Origin of the sequence: Longispora albida DSM 44784, assembly GCF_000379825.1 — a bacterium.
GTDB classification, from domain to species: Bacteria; Actinomycetota; Actinomycetes; order Mycobacteriales; family Micromonosporaceae; genus Longispora; species Longispora albida.
Map to the genome: position 1 here is coordinate 325,545 of NZ_KB903814.1, position 16,717 is coordinate 342,261.

Here is a 16,717-nt window from a genome sequence, read left to right on the forward strand (position 1 = left end):
TCAGGTGCCGGCGGCGACCTCCAGCACGAAGCGCCGGACCTCGTCGAGTACGAGATCCGGCGCGTCGGCGAACAGGTCGTGCGCGGCGCCGGGGATGGTGACCAGCCGTCCGGTACCGGCTGGGCACGCGCTGGCGGTCGCCGCGGCGAGTTCCGGGGTGAGCAGCGGGTCGAGAGCCCCGGTGACGACCAGGGCCGGGCAGGCGACCGTACCCAGGTCGGGCGTGAGGTCGAGTTCCTGGAACTTCGGGGTGAAGTGCTCGTTGACCGCCGGGTTGTAGCTCTGGGCGGCCCGGACAGCGGCAAGAGCCGCGCTGGGCGCACGCCGCGCCATCAACGGCAGGCAGTGCTCGCGTACAGCGGCAGCCGACTCCGCATCGGGCTGGCTGTGGTCACGAAGCCAGGCTTCACGGGCAGCGGGGCCGGCCAGGCTGCCCATCCGGGCGGCTACCTGCTCCACTGTGGGCAGCCGGGCCGTCATCGCGGCGACGATCAGGCCCGCCGGCTGACCGGGGTGGCGGGCAGCGTGCCGGATGGCCACCCAGCCGCCGAACGACACGCCCAGCACGACCGGCCGGCGCAGCCCCAGGTCGTCGATGACGGCGGCGAGGTCGTCGGCCCAGTCGTCGAGATTCCACCGGTCCGGTGTGCTCAGGTCGCTGGCACCGTGGCCGCGCTGGTCGGGCACCACGACATCCGCGGCATCCGCCAGCGGGGCCAGTGTCAGGCGCAGGCCGGAGCCGTCGATGCCCGGGCCACCGTGCAGGGCGACCAGGGCCGGCCCGGGCGTTCGATGACGGCCACGGCTCACCGTGACATGGAGGCTCGCGCCATCCACGACTACCCGGCGGACTTCCACAGTGGAATCGGCTGCTGCCATCCGGCCATCATGCCTGAGGTACGCGGCTCGCCGTCAGGACGCCTCGGCGACCATCGCGGCGAGGCGGTCCAGGCCTTCCGTGACCGTCTCGTGAGAAGGGCCGTAGGAGAAGCGCATCCACTGCCCATACCACCTGGGGCCCTGGCGGCGGCGTCCCGGGTCGATGTCGAACAGTTCGCCGGGGACCGTGATGACCTTGTGCTGGAGGGCGGCCCGGAAGAACCCTTCGCCGGTGTCGAGCGGGGCCGGCAGGTCGGCCAGGCTGCCCCAGACGTAGAAGGTGCCCTGGGGTTCGGTGTCGATCCGGACGCCCATCCGGCGGAGGGCACTGATCGTCAGGTCGCGCTTGCGGGCGAACTCCGCCCGGGTGGCGGCGGTCTCCTGGTCGGCGTAGCCGGGTTCGAGTGCGCGGAGCGCCGCCCGCTGGGCGAGCAGCGACGGCCCGCCGTCGAGGAAGGCCCCGACCCGGTCGAGGGTCGCGATGGCAACGGCTGGGCCGAGGACCCAGGCGACGCGCCAGCCCGGGTACCGGAAGTTCTTGGTGAGGCCGTCGAAGATCAGGACCTGGTCGGCGTTGACGTCCGTCACGTGCTGGGCGGCGCTGACCGGGCCGGACAGCGGCGGGTAGACGAAGTGGCTGTAGAACTCGTCGAGGAGGAGCGCGCAGCCGGCCTCGCGGGCGCGGGCGACCAGCTCGGCCATCGCCGGTCCGGTCAGGACGGCACCGGTCGGGTTCTGCGGGTTCGACATCAGCAGGGCACCGAGGCCGGCGTCGGTCATCACGCGGCCCAGCTCGGCCGGGTCTGGCCGGAATCCGTCCTTGGGGTTGGTGCGGATCGGGATCGGGGTGACCCGGCTGAGCTGCCCGCCGAAGAGGTCCTCGTAGGCGGAGTAGTCGGGCAGCAGGTACCCGGTGTTGATGGTGCCGAGCGCGGCGAAAACCCTGCTCAGCGCGAGCCGGCCGCCCTGCACGATGGCGACGTTCTCGGCCTGGTACGGCGTGCCGTACAGCCGCCGGTAGTGGGCTGCGACGGCTTCGCGCAGCTCGGGCGTGCCGCTCATCGGCCCGTAGGCGTGGTCGGCGGCTTCCAGGCTGACGGCGGAGATCCGCTCGGGGCTGCCGGGCAGCGCGCCGCTCTCCGGCTGCCCGTTGCCCAGGTTGATCCACGAGGGATCGCCGGGTCCGAACCCGAGCTTCTTCGCCTCGGCCAGCACGAGGGCCAGGCCCATGAACGGAACCTCACGCAGATAGTCAGCAGCCACGAACTCATGGTGACGGGTGCCGCCGGAAGCCGGAAGGGCACCCTCCCTTGCCTATCTCAAAGTTCTGATTATCGTTCGGGGCATGCTTGATACCCGCCAGCTCGCCATGTTCGCCACGGTCGTGCGGGCCGGGTCGTTCTCGGCGGCAGCCCGTGAGCTGCATCTCAGCCAGCCGGCGATCAGCCAGCAGATGCGGGCGCTCGAACGCAGCATCGGCGGGCCGCTGTTCCTCCGGGCCGGGCGCGGGCTCAAGCTCACCGAGGCCGGCCGGATCCTGGCCGAGCGCGGCATGGCGATCCTCGACGAGCTGGCCCAGACCCGCCAGCGCGTCCAAGCCGTCGCCGCTCTCGACTTCAGCACGGTGCGGGTCTGCGCGTTCCCCAGCGCCAATGCCTCTCTCGTACCGGCGGCCGCAGCGGCCCTGGCCGCCAGGCGGCCCCGGATCCGCCTCGAACTCATCGAGATGGAGCCGCCGGACTCCTTCGACGTCCTCCGCCGGGCCGACTGTGACCTCGCGATCGGGTTCACGTACGACGGGGAGGCCGAGGACGCATCGATCGGCGACATGCTCCGCGTGCACCTGCTCGACGAACCGCTCGCGCTGCTCCTGCCCGCCACGCACGCGCTGGCCGGCCGCGGGTCCGTCCGCCTCGCCGAGCTGGCAGCCGAGCGCTGGATCACCGGCTGCCCGAAGTGCAGCGTCACCGTCGTCCACGCCTGTACCGAGGCCGGATTCACCCCCGACATCGCCTGCGCGACGGACGACAACATGGCGATCCAGAGCCTGGTCGCCGCAGGGCTGGGCGTGGCGCTGGTCCCCCGGCTGGCCTTCTCGTTCCTGCTGCACCCGGCGGTCGTGTCCGTGTCCGTCGACTCGGCCCCGCAGCGGCACGTGGCCCTGTTCACCTGGCCGGACATGATCCGGGTCCCGGCGATCCGGGCCACGATCGACGCCCTGGTCAGCGCGGCCAAGCAGGCGTGACCACCGGCCTCACGTACCGAGCAGGTCCCACTTGTTGCCCGCGATGTCCCTGAAGACCACGACGCGGCCGTAGGGCTCGCTGCGCGGCTCCCCCAGGAACTCCACCCCGGCCTCGGTCATCCGGCTGTAGTGCGCGTCGAAGTCGTCGACCCGGAGGAAGAACCCGACCCGGCCGCCGTGCTGGTCACCGACGGCTGCGGCCTGTCGCTCACCGTCGGCCTGGGCGAGCAGGATGCCGGTCTCGGCACCGGGCGGGCGGACGACGACCCAGCGCTTCGGCCTGCCGCCTTCGGTGGTCGTCGACGGGGAGTCCTCGGCAAGCTCGAACCCGAGCGTCCCGACGAAGAACTCGATCGCCGGGTCGTACTCCGCTACCAGGAGGCTGATCAGCTGCATGTGCATGATGCGCAGCCTAAACGGCACGGCCCTCTATGCTGCACGGGTGATCGATCCCGAGGTCGCCCGGCTCGCCGCCGAACTGGATCTGTCCCCGCTGCCCGTCGAGGGCGGCCTGTACCGCCGCACCTGGGCCGGCCCGCCCGGCGAGGACGGCCGCCCGGCCGGGTCAGCGATCCTGCTGCTGCTCGCGGCCGGCGACTTCTCCGCGCTGCACCGGCTGCCCATCGACGAGGTGTGGCACTTCTATCGTGGCGACCCGGTACAGCTGCTCCTGCTCGGGCCGGACGGCGGCCGCGTCGTCGTCCTCGGCGGGCGGACAGTGCAGGTGGTCGTGCCTGCCGGTACGTGGATGGGCGCGCGGGTGACGCCGGGCAGCCGGTGGGCGCTGTGCGGGACGACGATGGCACCCGGTTTCGTACCCGCGGACTTCGAGGGCGGCAGCCGGGAACTGCTGACGGCCGCCTACCCGGATCACGCCGAGCTGATCCGGGCGCTCACCCGGCCCGGTACACCGCATGACATGCCCGCTGATGTGAGCTGAGGCTGCCTCAGCCGGTACACCCGGAAAGGGCGCTGCCGACAGCGGCGCGGGACGTGATGCTCAGCTTCGCGAAGACCCGGGTCAGGTGGGTTTCGACGGTCTTCGGGCTGAGGAACAGCGCCTCGGCGATCGCCCGGTTGCTGTGCCCTGCGGCGACGAGCTCAGCGATGCGCTGCTCGCGTTCCGACAGTGCCGTGGTGCTCCGGCGGCCCCTGGGACCGGTCCGCCGTTGTTCCTGCCGGATCGACCGCAGCAGTGCCGTCGGGCCGGAGGGTGCGGCGAGGGCGCTGGCGGAGGCCAGTGCGGTGAGCGCCGCCTCGTGGCGGCCGAGCGCGGTGAGGACCCGGGCGGCTTCGAGCTGGGCCCGGGCGGCGAAGTGGGCCATCCCGGCCGTGGTGAAGCTGGCCGCTGCTTCCTCCAGAGTGGACAGTGCTTCGGCGTGCTCGCCGGCCACCTGGTGGACCCGGCCCTGGCTGAGCAGCGCGAACCCCTGCTGCCCTGGCAGGCCGATGGCCGCTGCCCGCTTGGCGGCGTGCTCGGCGAAGTATGTGGCCTCGGCTGGGCGGCCCAGGGCCAGGGAGGCCTCGACGGCGATCCACAACCAGGCCGGGCCCGCTCCACCGGGCAGGCCGGCCAGGTCCGGGCCGCCGGCGTCGACGAGCATGGCCAGGCCGGTCGCGGGTTCGCCGGCGAAGACGCGGGCGGAGGCGGCGACCCCACGGGCGAGCCGGTCGACGCTGCGGCCGCCGGAGGTGAGCGCCTCGATCCGCGCGGCCAGGTCCCGGAGCGGGGCCGGCTCGCCCCGGGCGAAGGCCACCTCGCACAGCACGACGAGCGCGTGCAGCCGCAGTTCGTCGCTGTCGAGAAGTTCTGCCAGCTCGGCGGCGTCGTCAGCGTGCGCGCCGGCCTCACCGAGCTGGCCGCGCCAGTACGAGACGCTGGCCTGGAAGGTCAGCAGGTCGGCCAGGTAGTGGATCTGGCCGCTGGACCTGGACAGCCGCAGCCCCCGGCCGAGGTGCCGCTGGGCGTCGTGCGGTCGTTCGAGGACCTGCTCGGCCCACGCCAGCCAGACCAGGCCCTCCAGCCGGTCGCTGACCTGCTGGTCGGTGAGCTGGTCGAGAGCTGCTGCGGCCCGGTCCAGGACGGCGCGCGCGGTGGGCAGGTCGCCAGCGTACGAGGCTCCGATCACCATGAGCGCGTCGGTGGCCAGGCCGAGCGCGACGTCACCCGTGGACTGGGCGGTCGCGCGGACCAGGCCCGACCAGTGGTACACGCCGGGGATGTCGGCCAGCTGGAAGCAGCACCGGGCGAGTTCCAGCCACAGCCCGGCCGGGCTCGGGCCGGCCTCGGCATCGTGGCGCTGGGCTTCGGCGGCGAGGACGGCGTGGGCCGCTTCGTGCCGGCCGAGGAGGCGCTGGACGAGCGAGTACAGCGTCGCGGCTTCGAGCCGCACGGCACCGGGGACGTCGCCGCCGCCGAGCAGGCGGAGGACGAGGTCGTGTGCCTGGTGGAGCTGGCCGCTGAAAGCCAGGGCCCGGGCGCGGAGAAGGATCAGGCGGGCAGCGGACGGGTCACCGGCGGGGAGCAGGCCGAGGGCGGCGTCCAGCCAGTGTGCAGCCGTGGCCGGAACAGTGTCCATAATGGCCAGTGCGGCCTGGAGCAGCACGTCCGCCGCTCCGGTATCGCCGGGCACGGCGGAACGGGTCACGTGCGGCGCACGCAACGCGGCCGGTGCGCCCTGCTCGGCGAGAAGGCGGGCCAGTGCGGCGTGCTGCTCCATAGTGGACGTGGCGGGGGCGGTGTCGTAGATGACCTGGCGGACGAGCGGATGGCGGAACACGAGGGCCGGGCCCTCGGTGCGGAGCAGGTCGGCGTCGAGGAGTTCCTGGAGGGCGGAGGCCGCTCCGGCAGCTGGGAGCCCGGTCAGCGTGGTCAGCAGTGCCGGGCGGATCTGGTCACCGATCACGGCCGCGCACCGGGCCATGCCGAGGGCCTGCGGCGACAGCAGCTGAGCTTCGGCCAGCAGCGCGCCACGTACGGCGGCCGGCATGTCACCGGCACCCGGCGCCGGTTCGTACCGCGCCATCGCCGCCAGGGTCGTCAGGTAGAACGGGTTGCCGCCGCTGGCTTCGTACAGGGCGTCGCGGCGGAGGCGGGTCAGCTGGCCGGGGACCAGCGCTCCGGCCTCCAACGGTGAGAGCGGGGCGAGTTCGATGTGCTCGGTACCCAGGTCCGTGGTCACGCGGGCCAGCGCGGCGAGGAGCCGGGCCGGGGCCTGCCGGGGCCGGTACGCGAGTGCGATCAGCAGCGGTGCCGGGAGCGGATGGCTCAGCAGGTACGCGACCAGCTCGACGGTGCCCTCGTCCGCCCAGTGCACGTCGTCGAGCACCAGCACCGCCCCGCCGGCCGGGGTCACCTCGGCCAGCAGCCCCCGCACGGCCCGGTAGATCCGGTACCGGTCGAGCGCCCCGACTCCGGCCGGCGCTGCGGCCAGCCCGGGGAAGACGCCAGCCAGCAGTCCGGCGGTCGCCTCGCCGAAGCGCCCCGCGCAGGCTTCGGCCAGGTCACCGAGCGCCATCACGACCGGGCCGAACGCCAGGTCACGGCCGAGTTCCGATGCGCGTCCGCTGAGGACGGTGACGCCAGCGGCTGCGGCCTCGGCGCGGAGCACGCCCAGCAGCCGGGTCTTGCCGATCCCCGGGTCGCCGGTGACGGTGACCAGCCCGGGCTGGCCCGTCGCGAGGCGGGCGATCGCGGCCCGGAGCGCGGTGGTCTCGCGTTCCCTCCCAGCTAGCTGAGCTGGCTCACGCATGGGTACCTCCGGGCCGGCGCTGGCTGTGGACGCACCAAAGTAGCGGGGTTTCCCTGATGTTGGGACACCGGGGTCGCGGGGCATTCTCACCTCTTCTGCTTGACGACACGTCCTGAGGAGAACCTGTGCGAAGACGTCTGATTCTGGCTGCCGCCGCCCTGCTGGCCGCCCCGCTGGCCGCGCTGCCGGGCGGGCCGGCCCAGGCACTGGAGTTCCGGAGCGGGATGCACACCGGAGCGCCGTTCTCGGTGGTGATGTGCAAGGCCGCCGACAGCCCGCGCTACGAGCCGCGCAGCCAGGCCGCGATGGCGGACATGCTGATCAACCGGGGTACCAGCGGAGTGGCCGACTACCTCTACGACCAGTCCGGTGGCAGGCTCGACATCTCGGCGAGTTCCGGCTCCGCGGTGCGGGGCTGGTTCCAGTCCACGAAGACGAAGGCCCAGCTGGCGGCGATCCCCGACCGGTGGCAGAAGATCATGCACTGCATGGAGACCGCCAGGCTCGGCGGATACGCCATTCCCGGGCACCACAAGGTCGTCGCGGTGTACAACGTGGACGTCGGCGACGTGGGCTGGCACAACGGCGTGCTGATGGGCCCGGGGTACTACAACCAGGCCTTCGCCGCGCACGAGATGCTGCACTCGCTCGGGCTCGACCACGCGTGGTCGAACGACACGAGTGTCCGGGTGGCCGACTGGGCCGGCTGGGGCGAGTACGACAACGCGTGGGACCCGATGGGCGACAACAAGTACGGCCGCCGGGACGTGCGCTGGCTGCCGGCTCCGGTCGGCATGAGCGCCTTCCACCGCGACAAGCTCGGCTGGCTGCCCCGTCACCGGGTGCACACCTTCGGCGCGAACGGCCCGGCCTCCGGCACCGTCACGCTCAGCCGCCTCGGCGACCCCAACCAGTGGGGCACGAACCCGGTCATGGTCAGGGTGCCGATCAGCGCCGCCGACCCCGGGCACTACTACACGATCGAGTACCGGAAGAAGACCGGCTGGGATCAGGGCATCCCCGCCGACCAGGTGCTGATCCACGAGATCAAGGGCACTTCGCCGTACCTGCTGAAATGGATCGGCGTGCCCGGCAAGCCGCCGGTCAACGAGGTGAACAACGCGCAGGTCAGGATCCGGGTGCTCGGCACGTCCGGTGACACGGCCTCGGTGTCCATCACGACCACCTCGGCGGCCGTGAGCGTCTCCGGGCCGAACGGCTGCCAGGCCGGATACGTGTGGCGTGAGGCCGACTCGTACGACTACGTCTGCGTCACGTGGGCCACCCGCGACCAGACCGCGGCCGACAACCGGGCGGCTCCCAGCCGGCACGTGCCGGGCTCGGCGTGGTGTGAGCCCGGCTATGTGTGGCGTGAGGCCTTCGCCGGCGACAACGTCTGCGTCGCGCCTGCCGTCCGCAGCCAGGCATGGGACGACAACCTGCGCCGCGCCGAGCGTGTCGCGTGAGACCCCGCATGTTCAGACGCTTGCTCACAGCGGCCGTGGTGGTCCTGGCAGTCTTTTCCGGTACCCCCGCCGGGGCCGTTCCGTTCCAGACCGCGTCCTTCATGGACCAGCCCTTCTCCGTGGCCCTGTGCAAGGCATCCGACGACGCGTCCGAGCCACGGGCGAAGGAGTACCTGTCGGCGCTGCTGGGGAACAGCGGCTACGGCCTCGGCGAGTACCTCGGGACGATGTCCGGCGGGGCGTACGGCTACGGGGCCGCTTCGGTCCTGGGCGGCTGGTACACGGTGCCCATGACCCGGGCGGAGATCACGGCGCTGCCCACCCGTACCGCGAAAATCAATGCCTGCCGGGACGCGGCGGAGGCCGCGGGCTTCTACCGGACCGGTGCCCATCACGTGATGTCGGTCTACAACGTCGAGGTCGGCGACTACGGCACCGACAACGACCCCTACCTGCGCGGTGTGCTGGTCACCCCCAGCGTCCTGAACCTGGGATTCCTCGCCAGGGAATCGCTGAGGGCCCTGGGCCTCGACAGCGCGTGGTCCAACCACTCGACCTGGTGGAACAACTGGGGCGAGGGCGACAACCCCTGGGACACCCTGGGCACCAGCCCTTACCTGGTGGGCGGCCACTACCTCAGCCCGGCACCGGCGGGGCTGAACGCCTTCCACCGCGACAAGTTCGGCTGGATCGCGCGTGACCGGATCCTCAGCTTCGGCGCGGGCGGCCCGGCGACGGGCACCGTGACGCTCAGCTGGCTGGGCAGCCCCGCAGGCAACCCGCCCGTCCTGGTCCGCGTCCCGATCAGCGCCTCGGACCCGGCACACTACTACACAGTGGAATTCCGGAGCAAAGCACGGAACTACTACGACTCGGGTATCCCGAACGACGTCGTGCTCATCCACGAGATCCAGAACAACACGTCCACGCTCATCCGGCAGAACGGTGTTTCGGGACGCCCGCCGGCCACCCTGGTCGACAACACGTACGTCCGGATCAACGTGGACGGGATCGACGGGCCGTCGGCGAGGGTGTCCATCACGACGAAGTCCCAGGCCGTGACGCTGTACGGGCCGAACACCTGCAAGAGTGGTTACGTGTGGCGCGAGGCCAGCCTCACCGACTACGTGTGCGTCACACCCGGCCGCCGCGCCGAGGTCAGCCAGCAGAACGCGACAGCGGCCAGCCGCTGGCTCCCCGGCAGCAGGTACTGCACCGAGGGCTACTTCTGGCGCGAGGCCTACTACGGCGACGTGGTCTGCGTACCCCGCACGTCGGTCAGCCAGGTCTACGGCGAGAACCTGTTCCGAGCGAACAAGGTCGAACAGAGCTAACCCCCAGCCCGCTGGCCACACCGCTTCCCCGGGCGTGGCCAGCGGGGCAAGCCTCGCCACCTTACGTAGTCATCTCAGCAGCCTCTATTCCCGCTCTGGCTAGCGCCTGACTCGCGGAGATGATCTGGGCCTTTCCGATGAACCGGCCCAGTACGAGCAGACCTGCGTTGTGCGCCTCTTCGCCGGCGTGACTGGCCACCGCGTCGCTGACAACCCACGGCGTGAGGTCGGCCTCGAACGCGTCCACGGCTGTCTTCAGCACACAGCTCTCCGTCGCTATGCCGCAGACGAAAACCTGGTTCCAGCCGTGCGCCGCGAACAGTGCCCGTCCTTCCGGGGTAAAGGTGCTGTAGATCGGCTTGTCCAGCACAGCCACTGCTTTCGCAACGTACTGGGCCAGACCATCCACGATGTCGGTCTCTGGCGGGTGCTGGAGCCTCGTCCAGCCGATGATCCGTTCGAAAGGGCTGCCGGGATGGTTGAGATACCGGGTGAAGACCACGTCACCCCCGCCGTCGAGCCACGCTCCGGCAAGCGCAGCCACCCGTGGAACCACATGGTGGGACTGGGTTCGCACGAAGCCGTTTTGCATGTCGACAACAACGAGGACTGATCGTTGCTCGGCTGGCTGAGCCATCAGGCACCCACATCGCGAAGAGTCGTTATTGCGTGGTCAAGACACCCTGGAAGATCGCTGGTCGTCACGATCGCGTTCCTCATGAGCCTGTGCTGGCCGCTTTCCTGGGGCCTGGGGTTCGTCAGGCGTGACCGTACGCCACGCAGGAAACGCCAGCCGTATGCTCCCGGGACCGCTGGGTCATCGCCAGCCTCGGCCTGCTGATTGATGTGCCGGCAATATGCCCAGACAGCTTGGACGGCCAGTTCGCAGGTGACCAGGTCCTGCTCCAGCAGCGCCCGCTGGCCGGCATGTGGCTGGTAGACGACGCCTGACCACGAGGCGTACGCGGATGAGACGCCCGCGACGCCGAACGGTGTCACGTCAGCGGGCGAGTACCCCGCGGCCAGCAACCTGCGCTCAACCAGCTCAGCGTGCGCAACGGCATCGTCTGTTGCTGCGCCCTCCCTGCCGAGAAGAACCTTGGGTGTGCACAGGATCCGCATCGAGTCCTCAGCCGACTCCGCGGGCCAGCCGGGCTGCACAACCCAGAAGGCTCCCAGGACGTAGGCAGCGGTGACGTCCTGCGTGCGCAGCCGCATTCGCAGATCGCCAGCCGCCCAGGCGAGGTCGGAGCGATAGGAGGCCCTCCGCCAGATCGCGAGTGCCGCCAGGTTCGGGGCTGACCGGCTTTCCACCAGGTGGTACATGACAACGCCGAAGGGCCAGGCATAGAGCCGGCACGGCCCTTCCGGGTGGTCCGCCAAGGCCGACTTGCAGTCCAGCCACTGATGTGGCGCGGCTTCACATTCGTGCCGTGCTTCCAGCGCTGCTACAGCTTCGGGGCCGACGAAGGCCGGGATGAACTTGTGGCTGCGAACGACGAGGTTGCCGTCAGCCGGTGGCTCGCTCCCGAGAACTCCGAAAAGGACATGCTCGGTCGTCTCGTAGGCCATGCAGTACAGCTCGCGATAGATCGGGTCCGCCACAGCAGCGCGGCCGGTCTCGTGACGATAGAGCGCCTTCTCGATGGCTTCCAGGGTGGGCATACCGCGCAGGCCCCGCGCTACCCCCAGCCGGCGCAGTTCACGGGCGGCCTGCCTTCTTGAGGTCCAGCCCTTTCGATGGCGATGGCTCACGAGAACGAGGTTGGGCTGAAACTGCTCTCGGGCTCTTTCGGACACTATCCGTGTCCCTTCGTGTCCATACCTGTCATCTATCACAAACCGGCCCAGCAGGCGAGGCTCGGACGTGGGCGTCCCGTTCATCGCCAGCCCCGGTTTCCGGTACCTGCGGCCGTGGGGTGTTCAGGTTCCTTGGGCGGGGCGCCTCGCTGCTGGACGGAAGGGGTGTGCGGTGCGGAGGGTGTGCGGGATGTGCGCGGCCGGGTTCCTGACGTACACGTCGGCGGAGGCTGCGGTGGCCGTGGTTCCGGGGCTGGGCCGGCGGTCGGGGTGGGTGGCGGAGGGTTGCGGGGTGCATCCGGGGCTGGTTCATGTACGGCGGCGGGTGCGGAGCCGGCGCGGCGGGTGGTGGCCTGGGTGGTGAGGGGCTGGGCGTGGGGTTGCGCGGCAGATGACGCATTGATGGGTGTCGGTGCGTGCAAGAGTCGGGGCATGGGCATGGATGGCGGGGGCCTGGCGGGATTCACTCAGGCGGGACGGCGGGCGCCCGAGCTGGGCGAGCATCCACTTCTTTCACTATTTGCGAAGCGCGCACCGCGGAGTGACGCCTAGCCGATGACACGTATAGACCCTCGCCAATACCGTTGTGTCAGGCAAGGGGAACGGCCTGTGACGGGAGGAGGGGCGATCTCGTGTCCTCGGCTCACAAGACCCGCAGCCCGCTCGGTGCCGTGCTCGCCGGGGCGGCTGGTGTCGTGCTGCTGGGTGTGTCGTACACGGCGGTGGCCGACGCTCCCGGCTGGCCGGCCGCGGACGCCGTCCTGCCGGTGGCGTACCGGGTGCTGGCCGGCGTGTCCGCGCTCTGTGCCGTGTGGATGTCCGGCAGCTGGCTGCGGTGGCGGTACACGCCGGTCGGGAAGCTGGCGCGGTTGCGGGCGCAGGCGGCCCGCAACGGCGGGTTCGCGACGCGGCTGCAGGTGTACCGGCACGCCGGCTGGTGGTGGATCCACCGGCACAAGGCCCGGGCGCTGCGGCCGTCGTTCGGGTTCTGGCGGCGGTGGACGGCTCCGATGCGGGAGTACGCCGTCCGGCTGGTGAAGGCCGGCTGGCTGCTGTCGGTGTACGCGAGCCTGGAACAGGTCACCATCCGGATCTCGCCGCCACGGGGCGGGAAGACGGGCGAGCTGTGCTGTCACGTCGTGGACGCGCCTGGCGCTGTGGTCGTGACGAGTACCAAGGTGGACGTGGTCGTGAAGACCATCGACTCGCGGCGGCTGGCCGGCCCCGTCGCCATCTTCAATCCGGAGGGCATGGGCGGCAGCCGGTACACGGGAACGTTCTGCTGGAATCCCCTGACCGGGTGTGACGATCCCATGATCGCGCACCGCAGGGCCGTGTCCATGATGGGCGGGGCGCCAGCGAGCGAGAGCATCGGTGAGACCGGGTTCTGGACGTCGCAGGGTGTGCGGGCGCTGAGCCAGTTCCTGCACGCCGCCGCGCTCGACCACCGCTCGATGCTGGACGTGCTGGCCTGGGTGTCCGATCCCGCGCGGCACGTGGAGACCGTGCGCGGGCTCCTGGCCCGGTCGCGGGGCGGTGAGGCGTGGATGCACGACTTCGGGCACTTCGCGGAGCGGACGAGCGGCCGGACCCAGTCGTCGATCACGACCACGGTGATGCCAGCGCTGGAATGGCTCAAGGATCCGGCGCTCCAGGCGGTCGTGCTGCCCTCACCCGGCGGCGACTTCAACGTCGAGGCCTTTCTCGAACTACGCGGAACCTTGTACCTGCTCAGCGACGGCGACGGCGTCTCGGTCGCCCCGCTGTTCGCCGCGCTCGTCGACTTCCTCTGGTACGAGGCGAAGAAGATCGCCTCGCGGACCGGCGAGGAGGGCCGGCTCGATCCGCCCTGCACCTTCGTGCTGGACGAGTGCGCGAACATCTGCCCGGTACCGCTCCAGCGGTGGACCTCCGACGGCGGCGGGCGCGGCATGCCGCTGCACCTGGCGTTCCAGTCGCGCTCGCAGCTGTACGTGAAGTGGGGTCAGGACGGCGGCCGGACGATCTGGGGCAACGCCGGAGCCGTCCTGATCTACGGCAACATCCTCGACGAGAACGACCTCGAAGCCTTCTCCCGGCTGTGCGGGGAGCGCGACGAGCCCGTCGAGTCCACTTCGGATGACGGGCGGGTCACGACGAGCGTGCGGTCCGTGCGCATCATGCCGCCCGAGGACATCCGGCTGTTACCCGAGTTCTCGGCGCTGGTGCTCCGGGGCAGTCTTCCGGCGGTTGTCGGGCAGGTGCCGATGATCTGGGGCCGGAAGGACGCCCGCCGGGACCGGAAACGCGCGGAACTCGCCGCCCGGCGCGCCCAGGCAGCCGCAGCTCCCCGGGAACGCTCGATCTCCCGGCGGATCGGCTCGGACGCGGCATGAGCGAGCACAGCGCCGGGTACGCGCAGCACCGTACCGAGGCCGAGCGGCTCACGGAGGCCGAACGGCAGCTCGGGATGCTCTCCAGCACTGTCGCCGAGATGGTCGCCCTGATGACGGGGCCGGCCTCCGCTCCCCCGGTGTCCTGGTTCGACGCCACCCCCGAGGAGGCGGGCCGGATGCTGGCGGGGCTGGCCGGGTGGGGCGCGCGGGTGCTCGGACGGTACTGCACGCTGCCGCCCTGCTGGTACCGGCATCCGGACACAGTGGAGGAACTGCTCGCGCTGCACGCGGCGTGGCGGGCGGCGTACCGGAACCCTTCGGCCCGGCCCGGCGCCGGTGCCGAGTGGCACGACCGGCTCGACCGGGTACTGGGGCGGCTGCTCGGGGCCGAGTCGCGGCTACGGCGGTGCCTCCAGCAGGGCGAGCACCGGCCTCGGCCGGTCTCCGTCGCGCCGCCCGGGGCGGACACGATCGCCGGGTACGCCCGGCTGTGGTCCGAGCAGCGCGACGTGCTCGACGCGGCCGAGCAGTCAGCCCCGCCAGCCCCGCAGACGACGCCACAGCCGCCAGATCCGGGCGGGCGATCGCCGTGGATGTCCGACGCGCAATACCACCAGCGGTAGTGATTCCGATGGGATTCCCGGGCGCGGCGGCCGCGTCTTCCCAGCTCAGGGGCCTTCTGTCTCGGTCCGTCCACATGGCCCGCCCGCGATGGCACAACTTTTTGCGGGTTCGGCCGGAGGTTTTCGCGCATCGTCTGGCGCGGCGGGAGCCCCGGCTGCCAGCGCCGGCGTCCGGCGTCCAGCTCTGGCGATCAGTTCATGCTTTTGCCGATAATTGTCTGATTTAGATAGTTTGGAGGCGGTACCGATGACGGAACGCACAGGGGACCCCGGCGCCCAGCCGCGGCGGCCGATCGTCGTCCCGGCGGCAGGTGACAGCCCGGCGATGCTGGACCTGGCCAGGTATCAGGCGCTGGCGGTGCTCGCCGAGGAGCAGTTCGGCCAGTTCACCGCGTCGCAGGCGGAGGGCGCCGGTGCCGGGGCAGCCGACATCGAGGCGCTGCTGGACGCCCAGCTCGCGGAACGGGTGATCGGCTTCGCCGAGGTGTACCGGATCCGGGCCGGCGCCCGGCACCAGCATCCCTGGCTGCTCGCCGCCTGGCTCAGCCTCGACCCGGCCCGGCCGCTCCGGGACCGGAGCCTGCCCGGCGGGGTGGCCTGCCGCGCCTCGGCCGCCGAGCTCTACCAGGACGGTGGCCGGGGCGTGCGCGCCGAGTTCATCGTGCCGGGCGGGCTGAGCCACCCGGTACAGGATGTGGTGATCTACGACGAGCCGATCGGCCGGGACGACTGGACCCGGATCGAGGGCCTGCCGGTGACGGGGATCGGCCGGACGCTGTGCGACGAGGCGATCGGCTGGGATCCCGGCAACGTGGAGAGCCTCGCCCTGTCGATGATCCGCCGGACGAGCCGCGACCGGGTGCTGCGCGATCTCCACCGGTACCTCAGCGGGCTCCCCGAGCCGACGCGCTGGCAGCAGAAGCTGCCGGCGTTCGTGGCCGGCCTGGCCGAGTGAGCCGGGACCAGGCCAGTGTCCGGCCCCAGCACACCCCTCGGTGAGGCGATCCGCCAGGAATCCCGCACCGTTCACGAACTCACGGAGAAGATCTGGTCGCTCGACCTCCCGGCGGCGTACGGGGAGTTCAGGTTCCTCGACCACCTCGTCCAGACCGACCTCGCGATGCGGGTGGAGTCCCTCCTGGACTGCCCGTGGCTGCACCGGGGTTCCTTCGTCCTGCCGTGCAGGGCCGGCCCGGAACACCCGGGCGGGGTGATCCCCATCGACACCAGGAAGGTCGACGCGCGGTACGTGCTGGCCCGCAAGGCGCAGGACGTCGACATGGTCGCCACCGATCTGCCCGGGAACCGGGACGACCACCTCGACACCCTGATGGACGTGGCACACCGGCTCGACGGCGCGCCCGGGCTGGCCGGCCTCGTCCAGCTGGAACTCGACGGGAAGGTCCAGCGGCTCGAACGGGATCGGCGGGTCAGCGCCGGCTACCGGATGGTCCCGGTCCAGCGGGGCGCGGCCTCGGTGCCCGACACGCGGGTCCTGCGGTCCCGGCGGGTACGGCTCGACCTGGGCGCACCCGAGGTGCTCACCCTGCGCGGGGAGCCCGATCGCGCGTACCGGCCTCCGGTGCCGGCCGGCCTGCTCGGGGTCGACTGCGAGTACCTGCCGATGATGACGCCGCTCGCGGATCAGTACGCCGAGAAGCTGGCGCTGTGCGCGAGCGCCGGACAGCACAGGTTCAAGGATCCGTTCGATCTCTACTACCTGGGATCGTTCTGCACGTGGCAGGCGCGGGACTTCCATCGCGCGCTGGAGCACTGCCCGAACATCGCCAAGCTCGGCCTCGGCGGTCCACTCCGGACGTTCAGCCCGCACGGCGGAACGGAGTACTGGCTGGAGGGCTGGGCGGAGCTGATCGGCAAGACCCGGGCCGAGCAGCCGGAACTGAACGCCTATCCCGGTTTCCCTGCCGTCGAGCGGGCCATCGCCGGGGACGTGCAGGAGATCCGGGAAGCTGGCGGCGGAGCCGTCGCCCCGCGCGGGTGGTACCGGACCGACCGTGACCTGAGTTCGGCGGCGCACCGGCTCCGCCTCGCCCGGGAGGAAGGGCTCACGCTGCCCGAGCCTTTCCAGCCCGGCCAGGAGCGTGGCCTGCGGCGGGAGGGGCGAGAGGAAAGGGATCGGGGATGGTAGGAGGGCCGGCGCCTGGTTGTGTGCCCGCTGACACAGACCCAGCTGGTACCCGGGGGCGGAGCCGCAGCTCAGGCCGCGAACTCCCCGCCGGGCC

The 16,717-nt window shown here is 71.3% G+C and carries 14 protein-coding genes; 8 read left to right on the forward strand and 6 right to left on the reverse strand.

Features of this window, described 5'->3' with window-relative positions; genetic code table 11:
* Both A3G1_RS38175 and A3G1_RS0105735 read right to left on the reverse strand, forming a co-directional pair.
* Window positions 1-879, reverse strand: a complete 879-nt coding sequence (locus A3G1_RS38175; protein ID WP_018348513.1) for an alpha/beta fold hydrolase — start codon at window positions 877-879, stop codon at window positions 1-3.
* A 33-nt stretch (window positions 880-912) separates the two neighbouring features.
* A complete protein-coding gene (locus tag A3G1_RS0105735) occupies window positions 913-2,142 on the reverse strand; it encodes a pyridoxal phosphate-dependent aminotransferase (protein ID WP_018348514.1) in 1,230 nt (409 codons plus the stop codon).
* Between the two features lie 82 nt (window positions 2,143-2,224).
* On the opposite strand from A3G1_RS0105735, the gene A3G1_RS0105740 reads away from it, so the two are divergent.
* A complete protein-coding gene (locus tag A3G1_RS0105740; protein ID WP_026211843.1) occupies window positions 2,225-3,124 on the forward strand; it encodes a LysR family transcriptional regulator in 900 nt (299 codons plus the stop codon).
* A 9-nt stretch (window positions 3,125-3,133) separates the two neighbouring features.
* Here A3G1_RS0105740 and A3G1_RS0105745 read toward each other — a convergent pair whose 3' ends face one another.
* The gene (locus A3G1_RS0105745; protein ID WP_018348516.1) at window positions 3,134-3,526 is read right to left on the reverse strand and encodes a VOC family protein; all 393 of its coding nucleotides are present in this window, start codon (window positions 3,524-3,526) and stop codon (window positions 3,134-3,136) included.
* Window positions 3,527-3,566: 40 nt separating this feature from the next.
* On the opposite strand from A3G1_RS0105745, the gene A3G1_RS0105750 reads away from it, so the two are divergent.
* Complete coding sequence (locus A3G1_RS0105750; protein WP_018348517.1) at window positions 3,567-4,064, forward strand: cupin domain-containing protein; 498 nt, start codon at window positions 3,567-3,569, stop codon at window positions 4,062-4,064.
* Between the two features lie 7 nt (window positions 4,065-4,071).
* Here A3G1_RS0105750 and A3G1_RS0105755 read toward each other — a convergent pair whose 3' ends face one another.
* Window positions 4,072-6,876: a LuxR family transcriptional regulator gene (locus tag A3G1_RS0105755; protein WP_018348518.1), complete on the reverse strand. Its 2,805-nt coding sequence runs from the start codon at window positions 6,874-6,876 to the stop codon at window positions 4,072-4,074.
* 125 nt (window positions 6,877-7,001) lie between these two features.
* Between A3G1_RS0105755 and A3G1_RS38180 the strand changes: the two genes are divergently transcribed.
* A complete protein-coding gene (locus A3G1_RS38180) occupies window positions 7,002-8,342 on the forward strand; it encodes a hypothetical protein (protein ID WP_018348519.1) in 1,341 nt (446 codons plus the stop codon).
* Between the two features lie 8 nt (window positions 8,343-8,350).
* Window positions 8,351-9,676: a hypothetical protein gene (locus A3G1_RS38185; protein WP_157640932.1), complete on the forward strand. Its 1,326-nt coding sequence runs from the start codon at window positions 8,351-8,353 to the stop codon at window positions 9,674-9,676.
* A 61-nt stretch (window positions 9,677-9,737) separates the two neighbouring features.
* On the opposite strand, the gene A3G1_RS33340 is transcribed toward A3G1_RS38185, so the two are convergent.
* Window positions 9,738-10,313: a cysteine hydrolase family protein gene (locus A3G1_RS33340; protein WP_051110437.1), complete on the reverse strand. Its 576-nt coding sequence runs from the start codon at window positions 10,311-10,313 to the stop codon at window positions 9,738-9,740.
* Window positions 10,313-11,431, reverse strand: a complete 1,119-nt coding sequence (locus tag A3G1_RS0105775) for a hypothetical protein (RefSeq protein WP_245563449.1) — start codon at window positions 11,429-11,431, stop codon at window positions 10,313-10,315. The genes A3G1_RS33340 and A3G1_RS0105775 overlap by 1 nt, the downstream gene beginning before the upstream one ends.
* Window positions 11,432-12,108: 677 nt before the next feature.
* Between A3G1_RS0105775 and A3G1_RS0105780 the strand changes: the two genes are divergently transcribed.
* From A3G1_RS0105780 to A3G1_RS0105795, 4 genes are all read left to right on the forward strand, one after another.
* Window positions 12,109-13,851, forward strand: coding sequence for a type IV secretory system conjugative DNA transfer family protein (locus tag A3G1_RS0105780; protein ID WP_018348523.1), 1,743 nt, complete (start codon window positions 12,109-12,111; stop codon window positions 13,849-13,851).
* Entirely contained in the window at window positions 13,848-14,474 is a 627-nt protein-coding gene (locus tag A3G1_RS38190; protein WP_018348524.1) for a DUF4913 domain-containing protein, read from the forward strand. The genes A3G1_RS0105780 and A3G1_RS38190 overlap by 4 nt, the downstream gene beginning before the upstream one ends.
* Window positions 14,475-14,721: 247 nt before the next feature.
* Window positions 14,722-15,429 carry a hypothetical protein gene (locus A3G1_RS0105790; protein ID WP_018348525.1) on the forward strand — a complete coding sequence of 236 codons (708 nt, stop codon included), beginning with the start codon at window positions 14,722-14,724 and terminating at the stop codon, window positions 15,427-15,429.
* Between the two features lie 15 nt (window positions 15,430-15,444).
* Complete coding sequence (locus A3G1_RS0105795) at window positions 15,445-16,623, forward strand: hypothetical protein (protein WP_018348526.1); 1,179 nt, start codon at window positions 15,445-15,447, stop codon at window positions 16,621-16,623.
* Window positions 16,624-16,717 lie beyond the last annotated feature (94 nt).

Coding starts and splice junctions, on each gene's coding strand:
- A3G1_RS38175 (WP_018348513.1), bottom strand. CDS start 879: ATGGCAGCAGCCGATTCCACTGTGGAAGTCCGCCGGGTAGTCGTGGAT.
- A3G1_RS0105740 (WP_026211843.1), top strand. CDS start 2,225: ATGCTTGATACCCGCCAGCTCGCCATGTTCGCCACGGTCGTGCGGGCC.
- A3G1_RS0105745 (WP_018348516.1), bottom strand. CDS start 3,526: ATGCACATGCAGCTGATCAGCCTCCTGGTAGCGGAGTACGACCCGGCG.
- A3G1_RS0105755 (WP_018348518.1), bottom strand. CDS start 6,876: ATGCGTGAGCCAGCTCAGCTAGCTGGGAGGGAACGCGAGACCACCGCG.
- A3G1_RS38185 (WP_157640932.1), top strand. CDS start 8,351: ATGTTCAGACGCTTGCTCACAGCGGCCGTGGTGGTCCTGGCAGTCTTT.
- A3G1_RS33340 (WP_051110437.1), bottom strand. CDS start 10,313: ATGGCTCAGCCAGCCGAGCAACGATCAGTCCTCGTTGTTGTCGACATG.
- A3G1_RS38190 (WP_018348524.1), top strand. CDS start 13,848: ATGAGCGAGCACAGCGCCGGGTACGCGCAGCACCGTACCGAGGCCGAG.
- A3G1_RS0105790 (WP_018348525.1), top strand. CDS start 14,722: ATGACGGAACGCACAGGGGACCCCGGCGCCCAGCCGCGGCGGCCGATC.